The organism is uncultured Sphingomonas sp., assembly GCF_964244235.1.
In the GTDB taxonomy this organism is placed as follows: domain Bacteria; phylum Pseudomonadota; class Alphaproteobacteria; order Sphingomonadales; family Sphingomonadaceae; genus Sphingomonas.
On record NZ_CAXTII010000005.1, the window covers coordinates 1 to 15,870 of the forward strand.

The window sequence follows — 15,870 nt, forward strand, 5'->3', positions numbered from 1 at the left end:
ACCCCGGCGACCGGGTGATGCTGGTCAGCGAGAATCGCCCCGAATGGTGCCTGTCCGACCTGGCGATCATGGCCGCCGGGTGCGTGACGGTGCCGACCTACACCACCAATACCGAGCGCGACCACTCGCACATCATCGAAAACTCGGGTGCCCGCGCGGTGATCGTCTCCACGCAGAAACTGGCCACGACTCTGATGCCGGCGGTCGTGCGGTCCGCGCAGGCGCAGCATGTCATCGGCATGGACGTGCTCCGGCTTGGCCAGACCGGGATCGATTGCCACCATTGGGGCACGCTGATCGCGCAGCATCCCGCCGATCCGATCGAAGCAGCGGCGGCGGCGACAGCGCGGCGCGGCGACCTCGCCTGCATCATCTATACCAGCGGCACCGGGGGAAGCCCACGCGGGGTGATGCAGCATCACGGCGCGATCCTGCACAATATCGCCGGCTGCGCCGCGATCATCCTGGAGGATTTCGACGATCCGGGGGACGAGGTGTTCCTGTCCTTCCTGCCGCTCAGCCATGCGTATGAACATACCGGCGGCCAGCATTTCCCGATCGGGATGGGCGCGCAGATCTATTATGCCGAAAGCCTCGACCGGCTCGCCGCCAATATCGAGGAGGTGCGGCCGACGGTCATGTTCGTCGTGCCGCGCCTGTTCGAGGTGCTTCGCACCCGGATCGCCAAGACGATCGAGAAACAGGGCGGGATGTCCGCCTATCTGCTTCGCAAAGCGATCGAGATCGGCGCGCGCGAATATGCCGGACGCGTCCGGATCGTCGATCGGCCGATTCAGCTCGCGGTCGATACGCTGTTCCGGCCGCGGATCGCCAAGCGCTTCGGCGGGCGGATGAAGGCATTCGTGTCGGGCGGCGCACCGCTCAACGCCGAAGTCGCGTTGTTCTTCCACGCGATCGGCCTGACCTTCCTGCAGGGCTATGGCCAGACGGAGGCGGCACCCGTCATCTCGTGCAACCGCCCGCGCGCCGGGGTGCGGATGGACGGCGTCGGCCCGCCGCTCGCGGGAACCGAGGTGCGGATCGCCGAGGACGGCGAGCTTCTGGTGCGCGGCGAGCTGGTCATGCACGGCTATTGGCGAAACGATGCCGAAACCGCGCGCGTGCTGGAGGATGGCTGGCTCCACACCGGCGATATCGGCGAGATCGATGCGGGCGGGCGGATCCGGATCACCGATCGCAAGAAGGACCTGATCATCAACGACAAGGGCGGGAACGTCGCCCCGCAAAAGGTGGAGGGGATGCTGACGCTTCAACCCGAAATCCTGCAGGCGATGATCGCCGGCGACCGCCGTCCCTATATGGTCGCGCTGATCGTGCCCGATCCCGACTGGACGCAGCATTGGTGCGCGGCGAACGGCGAGGCCTGCGATTTCGCGCGGCTCGCGAAGAATGCGGCATACCGGGCGGCCGTCGCCGCGGCGGTGGAACGGGTCAATCGCGATCTGTCCGTGACCGAACGAGTCCGCCGCTTCATCCTCGCGGACGCGCCGTTCACCATCGAGAACGAGCAGCTTACGCCCTCGCTGAAGATCCGCCGACATGTGATCCGGGCGGCGTATGGCGAACGGCTGGACGGGTTGTATCGGGGGTAGCCCGTGTTCCTGCGTTCGCAGGAACCCAAGGTTAGGCCGCGACCCGCATCTCCTGCATCGCGTTCGCCGCGATCGTCAGGCTCTTCTTACGTGCGTCGTGATCGTAGATCGCGCTGGTCAGCATCACCTGGTCCACCCCGGTCCGCGCGATGAACGCCGCGAGACCGCGCTCGATCGTCGCCGTATCGCCGACCGCCGAGCATTGCAGCACGTGGTCGAGGATCGCGGACCCCTGCGCGCCAAGCGACTCGCGGTAACCGGCGACGGGCGGCGGCAATTGCCGCGGGGTGCCGGTGCGCAGCGCGACAAATGCCTGCTGCTGCGACGACGCCAGCAACTGCGCCTCCGAATCGGTGTCCGCCGCGAACACGTTGAACCCCGCCATCGCATAAGGCCGGGCAAGCTGTGCCGACGGTTTGAACTCCCGGCGGTAGATCGCGAGCGCCTGGTCGAGCGCATCGGGCGCGAAATGCGACGCGAACGCGTAGGGCAGGCCGAGCATCGCCGCGAGCTGCGCGCCGAACGTGCTGGAGCCGAGGATCCACATTTCGGGGCGCGCCCCCGCGCCCGGCGTCGCGGTGATTCCGGTCTGGCCGTCATCCGCGAAATAGCTCTGCAATTCCAGCACGTCGCGTGGGAAGGCGTTGGCGTCGGTCTCCAGCGTCCGCCGCATCGCGCGCGCCACGCGCTGGTCCGACCCCGGCGCACGACCGAGGCCGAGATCGATCCGTCCGGGGAACAGCGCATCGAGCGTCCCGAACTGCTCCGCAATCGTGATCGGCGCGTGGTTGGGCAGCATGATCCCGCCCGCGCCGACCCGGATATGCGTGGTCGCCGCCGCGATATGCCCGAGCACCACCGCGGTCGCCGCGCTGGCGATCCCCGTCATGCCGTGATGCTCCGCGCACCAATAGCGGTTGAAACCGAGCGATTCGGCATGCCGCGCCAGATCGGCGGCGTTGGTCAGCGCCTCGCGGACGCTGCCGCCTTCGACGACGGGAACGAGATCGAGCAGGGAATATCGGGTCATGACGGAAAGATGGGGGATACGCAGCGGAAGTCCAGCGGGTACCGGTTCGACGTTCAGACGAAGCCGTTCGCGAGCGCCCAAATCAGCCAGCCGCCGTACGCCATAGCGCTCACGTAAACCGGAAGTCGAATTTTAAAAACCCACGTAACAGTCGATCCGAGGATGCCGCACAAAGCAAGAATGCCGAGAGTTTGCAGAACGAAGATAAAGCGGATGGTCTTCTGCGGATCCGAGCGCGGACTATCCGCCATAAAAGCGATCGCAAGTGGCAAGGATGGTATTATGAAAACAAGCGCAATCAACAGAATGAGCGAGACTAAAAATATGGCTGCATGCAGCGCGCCAAATGCAACGCTGGCCAGCTGACCGTCATTCGCGTCGTCACGATAGCCTGCCATTGGGAATCCATCCTCGCATGATGGTGATCCGCCATCGGGCGTTATCTTGCGCCCATCTTGCCCCGACGCCAAGCGCTGCTATGGCCGCGCGACCATGCCCCCCGCGCTCGCCCCGATCCGCACCTGGATCTTCGATCTGGACAACACGCTGTACCCGGCGAGCGCGAACCTGTTCGCCCGGATCGATGCGCGGATGACCGCCTATGTCGCACGGCATCTCGGGATCGACGACGACGACGCGTACCGGGTCCAGAAGGACTATTTCCTGCACCACGGCACGACATTGTCGGGGATGATGGCGGAACACGATGTCGACCCGCACCATTTCCTGGCCGACGTCCACGATATCGAGATGGACGTCCTGTCGGTGGATGCCCCGCTGGTCGCGTCGATCGCCCGGCTGCCGGGGCGCAAGCTGGTCTTCACCAATGGCGACACGCCCTATGCGCTGAAGGTGCTCGACCGGCTCGGGCTGGGCGACAGTTTCGAGGGCGTGCACGACATCCATGCGATGGCGCTGCTGCCGAAGCCCCATCCGAGCGCCTATGCGGGTATCTGCGCCGCCTATGATCTCGACCCGGCGACGTGCCTGTTCGCCGACGACATGGCGCGCAACCTGACGCCGGCCAAGGCGATCGGGATGACGACGGTCTGGATCGACAACGGATCCGAACAGGCGGCCGATAGCGCACGCGATCACATCGATTTCACCGTCCGCGATCTGACATCGTGGCTGACGGGCATTCTGGAGGAAGCATGAGCGAATTGCAGGCGATCATCGACGCCGCGTGGGAAGACCGCGCGGGCGTCGGCACGGATACGAAGGGCGACACGCGCGACGCGGTCGAGGCGGCGCTGGCGCTGCTCGACACGGGCGAGGCGCGCGTGGCGGAGCCGGACGGTGTTGGCGGCTGGCGGGTCAACCAGTGGCTGAAGAAAGCGGTGCTGCTGTCGTTCCGGCTCAACGACAACGCGCTGGTCGATGGCGGCGCGGCCGGTGCACCGGCGTTCGACAAGGTGCCGTCCAAATTCGCCGGCTGGGGCGAGGCGGCGTTCCGCGCGGGCGGTTTCCGTGTCGTGCCGGGTGCGGTCGCGCGGCGGGGCTGCTTCATCGGCAAGGGCGCGATCCTGATGCCCAGCTTCGTCAACATCGGTGCCTATGTCGGCGAGGGGACGATGGTCGATACCTGGGCGACGGTCGGCAGCTGCGCGCAGATCGGCAAGGGCGTGCATCTGTCCGGCGGCGCGGGCATCGGCGGCGTGCTGGAACCGCTCCAGGCGGACCCGGTCATCATCGGCGACGGCGCATTCATCGGCGCGCGCTCCGAGGTTGCCGAGGGGGTCCGCGTCGGCGAGGGAGCGGTGCTGTCGATGGGGGTCTATCTCGGCGCGTCGACCAAGATCATCGACCGCGCGACCGGCGAGATCTTCAAGGGCGAGGTACCGCCTTTCTCGGTGGTCGTCCCCGGCAGTACCGGCGGCAATCCGGGGCTGTACTGCGCGGTGATCGTGAAGCGCGTGGACGCGCAGACGCGGTCGAAGACGAGCATCAACGATCTTTTGAGGGATTGACCTTCTCCCCCTCCCGCTTGCGGGAGGGGAGCAACTCCATCTCGACACCGTCACCTGCCATCCCTATCGCCAAGCTACCCAACGAGAAAGAACAGCACATGACGACCGCCAGCCAGACCCTCGACCGCGTGCTCGTGCTGGAGATGGTGCGCGTGACCGAAGCCGCCGCGGTCGCCGCCTCTACGCTGACGGGGCGCGGCGACGAGAAGGCCGCCGACGCCGCCGCGGTCGAGGCGATGCGCGAGGCGCTGAACTCGCTCTACATGGACGGCACCGTCGTCATCGGCGAGGGCGAGCGCGACGAGGCGCCGATGCTGTTCATCGGCGAGAAGGTGGGCTCCGCGATCGGCAAGGGTCCCAAGATCGACATCGCGCTCGATCCGCTGGAAGGCACCACGATCTGCGCGACCGCAGGACCCAACAGCCTCGCCGTGCTGGCGATCGCGGAGGAGGGCGGGCTGCTCAATGCGCCCGACGTGTACATGCAGAAGATCGCGATCGGCCCGGGCTATCCCGAAGGGCTGATCGATCTCGACAAGTCGCCGACCGAAAACGTCACCGCGCTCGCCGCCGCGAAGGGCGTGGAACCGCGAGACATCATCGCCTGCGTGCTCGACCGGCCGCGCCATGCCGAGATGATCGCGGAGCTTCGCGCGCTCGGTTGCGGAATCATGCTGATCGGCGACGGCGACGTCGCGGGGGTCATCGCGACGACCAACCCCGACACGACGATCGATATCTATATGGGCGCAGGCGGCGCGCCCGAAGGCGTGCTGGCGGCAGCGGCGCTGCGCTGCGTCGGCGGGCAGTTCAAGGGGCGGCTGATCTTCCGCAACGACGACGAGCGCGCGCGCGCCGCGAAATGGGGCGTCACCGATCTCGACAAGCAATACGACCTGACCGAACTGGCGCGCGGCGACTGCATCTTCGCGGCAACCGGTGTCACCGACGGATCGCTGCTCGCCGGCGTGAAGCGCAAGGGCGGCACGATGACGACCGAAAGCGTCGTGATGCGCGCCTCGTCGGGCACGGTGCGCTGGGTAAAGGGCGAACACCGGATTTGATGCGCCCGGTGACGAGATAAAACCGCCGTTACCTTTCGTCATGCCGGACTTGATCCGGCATCCATGGTGCAGCGAAATCGACGGCTTTTGATTGCGCGGCACGATGGACCCCGGCGCGAGGCCGGGGTGACGGAGGGCGGCAGTCAATCTACCCCACGGCCGGCAGCCTGAGCCGCACCAGCAGCCCGCCAAGATCGTCGCTCTCCTCCAGCGACACCGTCCCCTCGTAGATTTCCGCCACGTCGCGCACGATCGCGAGCCCCAGCCCGGTGCCGGGCTTACCGGTATCCAGCCGCACGCCGCGGTCGAAGATGCGGCTGCGCTGTTCCTCGGGGATGCCGGTACCGTCGTCCTCGACCAGGAACTCGACATATCCCGCCTGCGCGCCGACCGTCACGAACACGCTGCCGCCGCCATATTTCGCGGCGTTCTCGATCAGGTTGCCGAGCATCTCGTCGAGGTCCTGGCGTTCGACATGCACCGCCAGATCGTGCGGGCCGTCGATGTCGATGCGGACATGACGGTAGAGCGTCCCGACCGCACGTTCGACCGATTCCAGGCTCGGCCAGACCGCCGCGCGGCTGTGCGCCGACCCCCGCCGGCCGACCGCGCGGGCGCGCGCGAGGTGATGATCGACCTGGCGGCGCATCGTGCGTGCCTCGCGGATCACGGTCTCGCCCAGATCGTCGGCATTGGCGGTCGCGGCGTTCATCACGACGGTCAGCGGCGTCTTCAGCGCATGCGCCAGGTTGCCCGCGTGCAGCCGCGCCTCCTCCGCCTGGCGTTCGTTGTGCGCGATCAGCGCGTTCAGTTCCTCGACCATCGGCGTCAGCTCGATCGGCAGCGCGCCCGACACGCGGTTCGACTGCCCCGCGCGCATCCGCGCGATCTCCTCGCGCACCCGCCTGAGCGGCCACAGGCCGTAGAAGGTCTGGAGCGCCGCCAGGACGATCAGCCCGAGCGCCAGCAGCGCAAAGCTGCGCACCAGGGTCCGACGTAGCGCCGCAATCTGCGCGGCAAGCCCGTCACGCGTCTGCGCCACCTGAAACCGCCAGCGCAGCTTTGATCCGGGGAGTGTTACATCCTGTTCGACCACACGCAGTTTCTCGTTCGCGAACTGGGTGCTTTCATAACTATGCGCGTCCCGATCGTCATGATCGCTGCCATAGGCAAGCCGCCGATCCCAGAGCGATCGGGAATGGAACTCGTCCCCCCCCTTGGTAGACACTTCCCAATACAGCCCCGAATACGGTTCCAGAAACCGCTGATCGGCGGCGGCATCGCGGCCGAACAGCACTTCTCCGTCCGGCCCGACCTGCGCAGAAACCAGCAACGATCGCAGGACATATTCGAGCTGGTCGTCGAAACTATGCGTGACCGCGGTGACCAGCACCCGGTCGAGCGCGAAACCGCCCCCCGCCAGCAGCACCGTAATCCACCCCGCCGCGATCAGGATCATCCGCCGCGACAGCGATCCGGTGGTGCGTGCGGGGGAGAGCGAGGATGCCTCCCCGTCTCCGTTCGCCCTGAGCTTGTCGAAGGGCGTTTGACGCGATCGTCGCACGGAAAAGTGCTTCGACAAGCTCAGCACGAACGGACCCGAAGCATTACGCGTCCGGATCCTCGAGGCTATACCCAAGCCCCCGGATCGTCGTGATGACATCCTGTCCCAGCTTCTTCCGAATTCGCGTTACGAAGACCTCGATCGTATTCGAATCGCGATCGAAATCCTGGTCGTAGATATGCTCGATCAATTCGGTGCGGCTGACGACCTTGCCCTTGTGATGGAGCAGATAGCTCAGCAGCTTGTATTCCTGCGCGGTCAGCTTCACCGGTTCGCCACCGCGGCTGACCTTGCCCGAACGGGTGTCCAGCCGGACATCGCCGGCGGTCAGTTCGGACGAGGCGTTCCCCGACGCACGGCGGATCAGCGCGCGCAGGCGGGCGATCAGTTCCTCGGTCTGGAACGGCTTCGCGACATAATCGTCCGCGCCAGCGTCCAGCCCCGCGACCTTGTCGGACCAGCTGTCCCGCGCGGTCAGCACCAGCACGGGCGCGGTGCGTCCCTCCTTGCGCCAGCGGTCGAGGACGGTCAGCCCGTCCACCTCGGGCAATCCCAGGTCGAGGACGATCGCGTCGTAATTCTCGGTCGAGCCAAGGAAATGCCCCTCCTCGCCATCGGTCGCGAGGTCGATGGCGTAGCCTGCACCCTCAAGCGTATTCTTCAGCTGCTGGCCGAGATTCGGCTCATCCTCGACGATCAGAACGCGCATCTGTCTCTCCCTGTAACGATATTTACCGGTGCCTACCGGCCGGTGCGGCCGACGATCTGCCCAGAGCGGCCGTCGACCTCGACCCAGATGACCGAGCCATTACGCAGGAACTTCAGCGTGTAAATGGCGGTGTCCGAGTCGAAATCGAAGCCGATATATTGCGCGCCCTTCATCGTCGGCACGACGCGCGCCTCGATCTCGGGCAGTGGCAACAGGCGTCCCTCGCGTCGTGCCTCGAACGCACGCATCTGATCGCCGCGGCGCGGGCCTTGCGCCTGGCCGCCGGCCATCGCGCTGCCGATCATCAGGAGGGACACGAGCATCGTCATGGGGGTCGCATAGGTCGCGTGCTTTGAACAGGTTGTGAACGCGCAGCGCGGCAGCGGCGCTGCGCGGCGCTGACTCGCGCAAGCGCGGGCGGCCGGTCGCGCAAGCGAACCTGGCCGACGACACGGGGTTTATCCCCGTGTCGGCCCGTCGGCGCGCTCCCCGTCCCGTTCACCCCCACCCCGGCGAAGGCCGGGGCCCAGTTGGGTAGCCGATCGTGGCGGCGGGATGTCCGTCGTTACCGTGTTCGCGGCGTCTGGGCCCCGGCCTTCGCCGGGGGGGGGTAAAGGGGAGCGGCGGGGGCGGACTAACGGCGCGTCGATCACACCGCAAACTCGCCGCGGCAAAGCCGCGTCGTCGGTCCTCGCTATAGCGAGGCCGTCCGGGCCGCGCTTAGGCCTCGATTTAGCGCTGCTAAATCGCTAGGCCGCGCGGCCATGCCCGCACCCATCCTCGCCTACGAAGACCTCGGCCTCATCCAGGGCTCCGGCTGGCTCTTCCGCCATCTCGACCTGCAAGTCGGCCAACGCGACCGGCTCGCGCTCATCGGCCGCAACGGCGCGGGCAAGACCACGCTGCTGAAACTCATCGCCGGCGCGATCGAGTCGGACGAGGGACGGCGGACGATCGTGCCGGGGACGCGGGTCATCCTGCTGGAGCAGGAACCCGATCTGCGCAGCTTCCGGACGCTCGCCGATTACGTGCTGTCAGGGGCGGACGCGCCCGCCGCGCACGAGGCGGAGGCGATCGCGGACCAGCTGGGGATCGACCTGTCGCGCGAGGCGGCGTCCGCGTCGGGCGGCGAGCGGCGGCGCGCGGCTATCGTCCGCGCCTTCGCGCAGAACCCCGACGTGCTGCTGCTCGACGAGCCGACCAACCATCTCGACATCGGCGCGATCGAGTGGATCGAGGAGTGGCTCGGGCGGTTTCGCGGCGCGTTCGTCGTCATCAGCCACGACCGTACCTTCCTGACCAAGCTGACGAAGCAGACCTTGTGGCTCGACCGCGGCAACCTGCGGCGCGCCGAGATCGGGTTCGGCGGGTTCGATGCCTGGACCGAGGCGGTCTATGCCGACGAGGCGCGCAATGCCGAGAAGCTCGACGCGAAGCTGAAGCTGGAGGAGCATTGGCTGCTGCGCGGCGTCACCGGGCGGCGCAAGCGCAACCAGGGGCGCCTCACGAAGCTGATCGAGATGCGCGCCGAACGATCGGCGATGGTCGGGCCGCAGGGGTCCGCCAACCTCACGATCGGCAACAACGACGCCAAGTCGAAGGTGGTGATCGACGCCAGGCACATCGCCAAGGCGTTCGGCGACCGGACGATCATAGGCGATCTGAGCCTGCGCGTGACGCGCAAGGACCGGATCGGCATCGTAGGCGCGAACGGTGCGGGCAAATCGACGCTGCTGAAGCTGCTGACCGGCGAACTCGAACCCGACAGCGGGCAAATCCGCTTCGCCAAGACGATCGAGCGTATCGTCATCGATCAGCAGCGAAGCAAGATGGCCCCCGAGAAGACGATCCGCGAGGTCCTGGCCGATGGCGGCGACTGGGTCGAGGTGCAGGGCGTGCGCAAGCACGTCATCGGCTATCTGAAGGAATTCCTGTTCGAACCCGGCGTGCTGGACGCGAAGATCGCCACGCTGTCGGGCGGCGAGCGGTCCCGGCTGCTGCTCGCGCGGGAATTCGCTAAGCCTTCCAATCTTTTAGTGCTGGATGAGCCGACCAACGACCTCGATCTGGAGACGCTCGACCTGCTCCAGGACGTGATCGGCGACTATGACGGCACCGTGCTGATCGTGAGCCACGATCGCGACTTTCTCGACCGCACCGTCACGATCACGCTTGGCCTCGACGGGTCGGGCACGGTCGATGTCGTGGCCGGCGGCTATGCGGACTGGGAACGCCGCCGCAAGGCCGCCGCGCCGACCAAGCGCGGCGCGATTGCCAAGAACGCGGTCGCGGCCGCGAAGCCGGCCGCGCCGGGCGCGCGCGTGAAACTGACGTTCAAGGACCAGCGCGATTACGACCTGTTGCCCAAGCGGATCGAGACGCTCGACGCCGCGATCGCGCGCGATCAGGCGCTGCTGGAGGATCCCGATCTCTACACCCGCGACCCCGACGGCTTCGACCGGCTGATGACCGCGATCGGCCAGGCGCAGGAGGACAAGACCATGGCCGAGCTTCGCTGGCTCGAACTGGCGGAGATGGTCGAGGGGTTGGGGTAGGCTTTGTTTGCCATGCCGGCCTTGTGCCGGCATCCAGAGCCGCAGGCGGTGCGCTGCTGGCTCCGGATCCAGGGACGAGCCCGGCATGACGTGGAGCTAGATCCCGATCGGCACCGTATCGTGCAACCGCGTCATATCGAGCCGGACCACGCCGTCCGCGTTCGAGATGATGTCGACGAATTCATGGTCGATCATGACGTGGTCGCGGTCGTAGCGGTTGCTGCCCTGCGACGGGCTGGCAAGCAGCGTGTCGACCCCGCCGATCGAGACGATCAGCATGAAATCCTCCTTGCTCGCGAGCGAGACCAGGATCGGGCTGTCGTCTTCCATCAGATGGACGAGCGTCCAGGACAGGCCGAGCATCGGGTTGCGATCGCGCAGCAGCGGCACCGTCTCGAGGCTGCGAAAGGTACGTCCGTCGGGCAGATGGCGCGTGTCCAGGAACGACATCTGCGCTTGCGCGTCGGCTAGCCTGGCGGACGCGATCGGATCGAGACGACGCGCACCATCAGCGCGCGCTTGCCTTCGTACCGGCCGATAACCGCGACCCGGCTGAACGCCAGGCTCTCTCTCGGCCTGGCGAGCCGCGCCAGTATGAACCCCGTCATCGTCGCCGAGAAGAAGAGCCCGGTCAGGATCTCGACCGACGCGACCGCGTGCGCGGCATTCACGACCTGGCCCGGCATCGTCGCATAGATCAGTCCGAAGACGATGTTGACGCCCAGAAACAGGAAGGCGACGAGCAGCCCGAAGACCGGCCAGCTCATTTCCATGACCGATAATACAGGTCCGCCACCGGCGAGGGTGCGCCGATCTTGATCGCCGGGAAACCGCCGAGGGCGACGATCTGCCGATGGGCTTTGCGGGCCATGATGCAGCGTCGGACAGGACGGCGCACGCGTCAATCGTGCTATCGTCCGATCGCTCTCGCGGGATGGCCGCACCGGCCTGTTCGGACGGAGCCGAACGGGGCATAGAGGCACGATGGCGATCGACGACACCATCATCGAAACCCCCGAAGGCCCGATGACCTGGGCCGCGTGGAAGAAGAAGAACCCCGTCCAAATCCCGTCGCGGCGGACCAAGGGCAAGAAACTGCCCAACAAGGTGAAGAACCGCACGCACGACTGATACAGGATGCACGACACTGCTCCTGCGTGTATGACCATCCCATAGGACTGATCGTCACGCGGGTGGCGAGGCCGACCGCCGCGGGGCGGAACGGCGACCGGTGATCGAAGGTAGGCGAGCATTTTTACGCATGCGTAAGATAGTGCTGACCACGATCGGCACGCTGGGTGACCTGCACCCGTTCATCGCCGTCGCGCTGGCGCTGAAGGCGCGCGGCTTTCGTCCGGTGCTGGCGGTACCCGACGACCATATCCGCAAGGTCAAGCGCGCGGGACTGGAGGCGGTGGCCGTGCTGCCCGCGTTCGACACGATCCGCGAGCGCCTGGGCATGAGCGAGAGCGAGGCGGTGCGGCGGATGATGAACGATCAACGCTACATGCTGGAACAGGCGGTGCTGCCAAGCCTGTCCGCCTGTGCCCACACGCTCGATGCGCTGACCGGCGACGCCGATGCGATCGTCGCATCGACCATGGTGCTCGCTGCACCGATCATCGCGGAAAAGCGCGGCATCCCGCTGGTGTCCGTGATGCTGCAGCCGATGGCGATGGTCTCCGCGCTTGATCCGCCGAAGACGCCCGATTTCTGGATGATGCGCCAGCGTCCTGCCAGCAAGATCGGCGAGCGCTGGAACCTGCTGATGTACGCAGGCTTCCGGCAGATCCTCCACCGGCTCTATGCCGATCAGCTCGACGTCGTCAGGATCGAACACGGCCTTCGCCCGCGCGGTGCGATGCGCATGCTCGAGGCGGGGCGCGAGGCGCTGTTGACGATCGGCTGCTATTCCCCCGTCTTCGCGCCACTGCCGCGCGACGCGCCCCAAAATGCGCGCGTCGTCGGTTTTCCCATATTCGACAGCGCGAATGGCGGCTCGTGCGCGCTCGATCCCGCATTGGAAGCGTTCCTGCGCGCCGGACCGCCGCCGATCGTCTTCACGCTCGGGTCGTTCGCGGTCTATGCCGCGGGCGACTTCTACACGGAGGCCGCGGAGGTCGCACGGCGGCTGGGACAGCGCGCGATCATGCTGACCGGCGAGCGCGAAACGGTGGCGGCGGACCGCGACGTCTTCGCCTGCGCCTATGCCCCGCATTCGCATCTGTTCCATCGGTGTTCGGTAGTCGTCCACCATGGCGGGATCGGCACCACCGGCCAGGCGCTTTGTGCCGGCAAGCCGCAGCTGGTCGTGCCGCATATGGGCGATCAGAACGACAATGGCCACCGGATCGCACGTGCCGGGATCGGCCTCGTGCTGAGGGCGAAGCATTTCAGCGCCAGGCGCGCCACGATCCTGATCGAGGACCTGTTGCGCGACCCCTCCCGTCGCGAGCGTGCCGCGCGGATCGGCGAAACGATCGCGCAGGAGAACGGCGCCCAGACCGCGGCACGCGCGATCGAACAGGCGCTCGGCCGGGGCAGGCGCATGGTCGGCCAATCGAAACCGATACCGTTGCCGGCCTGAACCGAGATCGGCGACAGCGGATTCCAGCTTTGCCCGGACGCTGCATGGTGGGTTGGTCGAGCCAGTAGGGCAGACGCTGCGCCGAAATCATCACGTCCGGCGCGATCCGCTCGGCAACGACGGCGAACCGATCGCCGTCGACGAGCACTTCGGGTACCAGCGCCGAGTGGAACGCGCTCGGCGTTGAGCACGCCGTCGCGCCATTGAAACGGAACGTCCATGAAACGCTTATCGACAAGGGGGGCGGCTCGACCGCACCCGTCGATGCGATGTCAGGACATCCCGTTGGTGCGACGACGACGGTCGCGGATCGACTGGGCAAGCGTGCGGTGACGGCTTCGCTCGACCCGCAGGGCGGCTGGGACCCGGCGTCCCTGTACGACCAGAACGATACCGACCAGCGCGAGGCCGAACGCGGGCAGGCCGAGGACGATATCACCCCGCACACCGATACCAAGCGCAGTGGCGACGGCGAAGATGCCGACGCCGATGCCGCGCCACGCCAGGCTGCGGCGCGTCATGCAAGCGCGTCCGGATCCGCGATGACCAGTCGCCCCGCGCACGCCACCGCGTTCGCTTCCTCCACGCTGCACCCCGCGCAGCCGTGCCATATCACGATATCCGCAGGAAAGGCGGACTCGTCTTCGAGCGCATCGACGATATTGGCGCGTTCGAAGGTGATGCCGATGGCAGCGTCGTTCACCACCGCGGCCGACGCGCTGGCGCGCCCGACCAAAGCGGATGCCGTATCGATGCCACGCGCTTCGATGGCGGTGAACCCGAGGGTGCGCGCATATCGCACGGCGCACAGCAGCAATGTGCCAGCCCCGCAATCGGTATCCACGATCCGCACGCTACGGCGCTTTTCGGCGCGAAGCCCGGCCAGAGCCGCCGCGACCGCCAGCCAGCGCTTGTCACGGCAACGAGCGTCCGATTTCATCGAAGCAGAGCGGCGCGGGCGGATCGGCGGCAACGAGGGTAGCTCGAAGCGATGCTCGGCGACATGGGTCATGACCGGCGATGTCCCGACGTTGCGCGCGCCATCAGGCCGCCGCCCGGTATTGCGACGCATATTCCCAAGGCTGAACCGGCGCGAACGGGATCGTCGGCACAAGCGCCCACGCCGCGGACACGATCGTCGCGCCCGGCATGGATTGCCGCTCGCTCCGCGCGAACGCCATCGCGGCGGCGAACGATACGAAGCGACCTTCCAGCTTTCCCCGGCTGTCCTGCACCAGCCAATGGCCGGCGGCGTCCTGTCCTACATTCAGGATCCAGGGACTTTGATCGGGCTCCGGGTCGGTCGGCGACATCTGACGATACTCCTGACAACAATCTATCGGGCGGCCTCGCGGTAAGGGCGACGCCGCCTGGCGGGACCAGATGGCCCGCTGCGATGATATAGGTCGGAGCCGAATTGGGTTTCCAGATCGGTCGATGGCCGATTGCATATGGTTTTCATAACAACGCTCGGGAAATCGATCATTCACTCGGCTAAGGCCGCTGGAATGCCCAGCGCAGTGTTCCCGCCAACGCCCGCGTCCCCGTCCGCGCCAGCGCCCGGCCGACGAGCGGTGCGGGGAAGCCGTGCATGGTGCGCGCCCATTCGGGCAGGAGATCGATCGCGGCACCGCTGAGCAGATGCTGCGCCGATGCCATGACCGGGTTCGATCCTCGCTGGCGCAAGACCAGCGCCGCGACCTCGCGCGTCCGGCGACCGGTGGTCAGCCGTGGCCGCATGTCCGCGATCAGCGCGGCGGCGCTCCGCGCATCGGTCGGCACCGGATCGGCACCGAGCGCGGTGCCGATCGTTGCCATTTCCGCGAAATACCGGTCCCGGTCCGCCACGGACATGCCCGGCTCGCCATATCGTCGCCAGGCCGCGAGGAAGCTGGTGGTCTCGGTCACATGGACCCAGGCAAGCGCGGTCGGATCGTTCGCGCGGTAGGGCGTGCCGTCGGGCAACGTCCCGCCGACCGCGTCATGGATACGCCGGACGCGGTCGATCGCCGCCTCGGCATCGGGGCGGCCCGCATAGGTCGTCGTCGCGATGAAGCGCGCGGTGCGGCGCAGCCGGCCGTGCATGTCGGCGCGAAAGTTGGAATGATCCCAGACGCCCGCCAGGACTTCGGGCATCAGCATCTGGAGCAGCAGGCTCGACACCCCGCCGACCATCATCGAGCCGACATCGCCGTGCACGCGCCACGCGACCGCATCCGGGCCGAACAACCCATCGGGGCGGCGAGCGACCGGCTTTTCCCCTCGACCGCGATCGTTGAACAGATCGACCACCGACGTGGCGATCCGTCGACGCAAGGGCTCCGCCAGCAAGCGGATGGGGCGCGGGGTCATGGGTGGCGACTGGTAATGGAATGCATCGCGCAGACATGAGGCGGCGGCGCAGATTGGCAATGGGCGAACCCCTTTACCGGGATGAAAGAGGAACTGCACTGGTCAGCATGGGTTCAGCCGGCACGCGATATAATCGTTCCATCGCAACCGGGATTATCGCCATGAACGCTTCGATGATGACTTTGCTGGGCCGCGCAGTGACTGCGGCAACGTTGGCCGGCGGCGCGGTCTTGTCTACTGCCGCCGTCGCGCAGGCCTATCCGCCGCCCGCCCCGCAGCAGGGAGGCTATGACGGCAATCCGCCGCAATATAACCAGCAGCCGACCTACAACGGCCAGCCGCAGTATAATGGCCAGCCCCAGTATAACGGTCAGCCCCAGTATAACGGTCAGCCCCAGTATAACGGTCAGCCCCAGTATAACGGTC

Annotated in this window: 18 protein-coding genes and 1 pseudogene; 8 read left to right on the forward strand and 11 right to left on the reverse strand. The window is 66.7% G+C overall.

Annotated elements, in window-relative coordinates:
- A partial coding sequence (locus ACFE7D_RS01795; RefSeq protein ID WP_375393714.1) for an AMP-dependent synthetase/ligase occupies window positions 1–1,613 on the forward strand: 1,613 nt, incomplete at its 5' end.
- Window positions 1,614–1,644: 31 nt separating this feature from the next.
- Here ACFE7D_RS01795 and ACFE7D_RS01800 read toward each other — a convergent pair.
- Both ACFE7D_RS01800 and ACFE7D_RS01805 read right to left on the reverse strand, forming a co-directional pair.
- Window positions 1,645–2,643 (reverse strand): LLM class flavin-dependent oxidoreductase, encoded by a 999-nt coding sequence (locus ACFE7D_RS01800; protein ID WP_375393715.1) that lies wholly within the window; start codon window positions 2,641–2,643, stop codon window positions 1,645–1,647.
- A gap of 53 nt (window positions 2,644–2,696) precedes the next feature.
- Window positions 2,697–3,041 carry a hypothetical protein gene (locus ACFE7D_RS01805; RefSeq protein WP_375393716.1) on the reverse strand — a complete coding sequence of 115 codons (345 nt, stop codon included), beginning with the start codon at window positions 3,039–3,041 and terminating at the stop codon, window positions 2,697–2,699.
- A gap of 94 nt (window positions 3,042–3,135) precedes the next feature.
- On the opposite strand from ACFE7D_RS01805, the gene ACFE7D_RS01810 reads away from it, so the two are divergent.
- From ACFE7D_RS01810 to glpX, 3 genes are all read left to right on the forward strand, one after another.
- Window positions 3,136–3,801 (forward strand): pyrimidine 5'-nucleotidase, encoded by a 666-nt coding sequence (locus ACFE7D_RS01810; protein WP_375393717.1) that lies wholly within the window; start codon window positions 3,136–3,138, stop codon window positions 3,799–3,801.
- Complete coding sequence (dapD, locus tag ACFE7D_RS01815) at window positions 3,798–4,613, forward strand: 2,3,4,5-tetrahydropyridine-2,6-dicarboxylate N-succinyltransferase (RefSeq protein WP_375393718.1); 816 nt, start codon at window positions 3,798–3,800, stop codon at window positions 4,611–4,613. Before ACFE7D_RS01810 ends, dapD begins: the two co-directional genes overlap by 4 nt.
- Window positions 4,614–4,711: 98 nt before the next feature.
- Window positions 4,712–5,677: a class II fructose-bisphosphatase gene (gene glpX / locus ACFE7D_RS01820; RefSeq protein ID WP_375393719.1), complete on the forward strand. Its 966-nt coding sequence runs from the start codon at window positions 4,712–4,714 to the stop codon at window positions 5,675–5,677.
- 148 nt (window positions 5,678–5,825) lie between these two features.
- On the opposite strand, the gene ACFE7D_RS01825 is transcribed toward glpX, so the two are convergent.
- From ACFE7D_RS01825 to ACFE7D_RS01835, 3 genes are all read right to left on the reverse strand, one after another.
- On the reverse strand, window positions 5,826–7,136 hold the full coding sequence (locus tag ACFE7D_RS01825; RefSeq protein WP_375393771.1) for an ATP-binding protein: 1,311 nt from the start codon (window positions 7,134–7,136) through the stop codon (window positions 5,826–5,828).
- Window positions 7,137–7,284: 148 nt separating this feature from the next.
- Window positions 7,285–7,950: a response regulator transcription factor gene (locus tag ACFE7D_RS01830; protein ID WP_174287245.1), complete on the reverse strand. Its 666-nt coding sequence runs from the start codon at window positions 7,948–7,950 to the stop codon at window positions 7,285–7,287.
- Window positions 7,951–7,982: 32 nt separating this feature from the next.
- Window positions 7,983–8,279 carry a hypothetical protein gene (locus tag ACFE7D_RS01835; RefSeq protein WP_375393720.1) on the reverse strand — a complete coding sequence of 99 codons (297 nt, stop codon included), beginning with the start codon at window positions 8,277–8,279 and terminating at the stop codon, window positions 7,983–7,985.
- 435 nt (window positions 8,280–8,714) lie between these two features.
- Between ACFE7D_RS01835 and ACFE7D_RS01840 the strand changes: the two genes are divergently transcribed.
- Window positions 8,715–10,505 carry an ABC-F family ATP-binding cassette domain-containing protein gene (locus ACFE7D_RS01840; protein ID WP_375393721.1) on the forward strand — a complete coding sequence of 597 codons (1,791 nt, stop codon included), beginning with the start codon at window positions 8,715–8,717 and terminating at the stop codon, window positions 10,503–10,505.
- A 96-nt stretch (window positions 10,506–10,601) separates the two neighbouring features.
- Here ACFE7D_RS01840 and ACFE7D_RS01845 read toward each other — a convergent pair whose 3' ends face one another.
- A complete protein-coding gene (locus ACFE7D_RS01845; RefSeq protein ID WP_375393722.1) occupies window positions 10,602–10,955 on the reverse strand; it encodes a hypothetical protein in 354 nt (117 codons plus the stop codon).
- 17 nt (window positions 10,956–10,972) lie between these two features.
- Entirely contained in the window at window positions 10,973–11,272 is a 300-nt protein-coding gene (locus ACFE7D_RS01850) for a hypothetical protein (RefSeq protein WP_375393723.1), read from the reverse strand.
- Window positions 11,273–11,489: 217 nt separating this feature from the next.
- On the opposite strand from ACFE7D_RS01850, the gene ACFE7D_RS01855 reads away from it, so the two are divergent.
- Window positions 11,490–11,636, forward strand: coding sequence for a hypothetical protein (locus ACFE7D_RS01855; RefSeq protein WP_375393724.1), 147 nt, complete (start codon window positions 11,490–11,492; stop codon window positions 11,634–11,636).
- Window positions 11,637–11,766: 130 nt separating this feature from the next.
- Window positions 11,767–13,092, forward strand: coding sequence for a glycosyltransferase (locus tag ACFE7D_RS01860; RefSeq protein WP_375393725.1), 1,326 nt, complete (start codon window positions 11,767–11,769; stop codon window positions 13,090–13,092).
- Between the two features lie 272 nt (window positions 13,093–13,364).
- Here ACFE7D_RS01860 and ACFE7D_RS01865 read toward each other — a convergent pair whose 3' ends face one another.
- The 4 genes from ACFE7D_RS01865 to ACFE7D_RS01880 all read right to left on the reverse strand — a co-directional run bounded on the left by ACFE7D_RS01865 (window position 13,365) and on the right by ACFE7D_RS01880 (window position 15,444).
- Window positions 13,365–13,613, reverse strand: a complete 249-nt coding sequence (locus tag ACFE7D_RS01865; RefSeq protein ID WP_375393726.1) for a hypothetical protein — start codon at window positions 13,611–13,613, stop codon at window positions 13,365–13,367.
- Window positions 13,610–14,104 (reverse strand): SAM-dependent methyltransferase, encoded by a 495-nt coding sequence (locus ACFE7D_RS01870; RefSeq protein ID WP_375393727.1) that lies wholly within the window; start codon window positions 14,102–14,104, stop codon window positions 13,610–13,612. Before ACFE7D_RS01870 ends, ACFE7D_RS01865 begins: the two co-directional genes overlap by 4 nt.
- A 31-nt stretch (window positions 14,105–14,135) precedes the next feature.
- The gene (locus ACFE7D_RS01875) at window positions 14,136–14,405 is read right to left on the reverse strand and encodes a hypothetical protein (RefSeq protein WP_375393728.1); all 270 of its coding nucleotides are present in this window, start codon (window positions 14,403–14,405) and stop codon (window positions 14,136–14,138) included.
- A 181-nt stretch (window positions 14,406–14,586) separates the two neighbouring features.
- On the reverse strand, window positions 14,587–15,444 hold the full coding sequence (locus tag ACFE7D_RS01880; RefSeq protein WP_375393729.1) for an oxygenase MpaB family protein: 858 nt from the start codon (window positions 15,442–15,444) through the stop codon (window positions 14,587–14,589).
- Window positions 15,445–15,605: 161 nt separating this feature from the next.
- Here ACFE7D_RS01880 and ACFE7D_RS01885 point away from each other — a divergent pair.
- A pseudogene (locus tag ACFE7D_RS01885) lies at window positions 15,606–15,870 on the forward strand (hypothetical protein); the annotation flags it as partial.

Bases quoted from the DNA above. Each gene is read 5' to 3' on its own strand.
- ACFE7D_RS01800 (WP_375393715.1), bottom strand. From the start codon at position 2,643: ATGACCCGATATTCCCTGCTCGATCTCGTTCCCGTCGTCGAAGGCGGC.
- ACFE7D_RS01805 (WP_375393716.1), bottom strand. From the start codon at position 3,041: ATGGCAGGCTATCGTGACGACGCGAATGACGGTCAGCTGGCCAGCGTT.
- ACFE7D_RS01810 (WP_375393717.1), top strand. From the start codon at position 3,136: ATGCCCCCCGCGCTCGCCCCGATCCGCACCTGGATCTTCGATCTGGAC.
- dapD (WP_375393718.1), top strand. From the start codon at position 3,798: ATGAGCGAATTGCAGGCGATCATCGACGCCGCGTGGGAAGACCGCGCG.
- glpX (WP_375393719.1), top strand. From the start codon at position 4,712: ATGACGACCGCCAGCCAGACCCTCGACCGCGTGCTCGTGCTGGAGATG.
- ACFE7D_RS01825 (WP_375393771.1), bottom strand. From the start codon at position 7,136: ATGATCCTGATCGCGGCGGGGTGGATTACGGTGCTGCTGGCGGGGGGC.
- ACFE7D_RS01830 (WP_174287245.1), bottom strand. From the start codon at position 7,950: ATGCGCGTTCTGATCGTCGAGGATGAGCCGAATCTCGGCCAGCAGCTG.
- ACFE7D_RS01835 (WP_375393720.1), bottom strand. From the start codon at position 8,279: ATGACGATGCTCGTGTCCCTCCTGATGATCGGCAGCGCGATGGCCGGC.
- ACFE7D_RS01840 (WP_375393721.1), top strand. From the start codon at position 8,715: ATGCCCGCACCCATCCTCGCCTACGAAGACCTCGGCCTCATCCAGGGC.
- ACFE7D_RS01845 (WP_375393722.1), bottom strand. From the start codon at position 10,955: ATGTCGTTCCTGGACACGCGCCATCTGCCCGACGGACGTACCTTTCGC.
- ACFE7D_RS01850 (WP_375393723.1), bottom strand. From the start codon at position 11,272: ATGAGCTGGCCGGTCTTCGGGCTGCTCGTCGCCTTCCTGTTTCTGGGC.
- ACFE7D_RS01855 (WP_375393724.1), top strand. From the start codon at position 11,490: ATGGCGATCGACGACACCATCATCGAAACCCCCGAAGGCCCGATGACC.
- ACFE7D_RS01860 (WP_375393725.1), top strand. From the start codon at position 11,767: ATGCGTAAGATAGTGCTGACCACGATCGGCACGCTGGGTGACCTGCAC.
- ACFE7D_RS01865 (WP_375393726.1), bottom strand. From the start codon at position 13,613: ATGACGCGCCGCAGCCTGGCGTGGCGCGGCATCGGCGTCGGCATCTTC.
- ACFE7D_RS01870 (WP_375393727.1), bottom strand. From the start codon at position 14,104: ATGACCCATGTCGCCGAGCATCGCTTCGAGCTACCCTCGTTGCCGCCG.
- ACFE7D_RS01875 (WP_375393728.1), bottom strand. From the start codon at position 14,405: ATGTCGCCGACCGACCCGGAGCCCGATCAAAGTCCCTGGATCCTGAAT.
- ACFE7D_RS01880 (WP_375393729.1), bottom strand. From the start codon at position 15,444: ATGACCCCGCGCCCCATCCGCTTGCTGGCGGAGCCCTTGCGTCGACGG.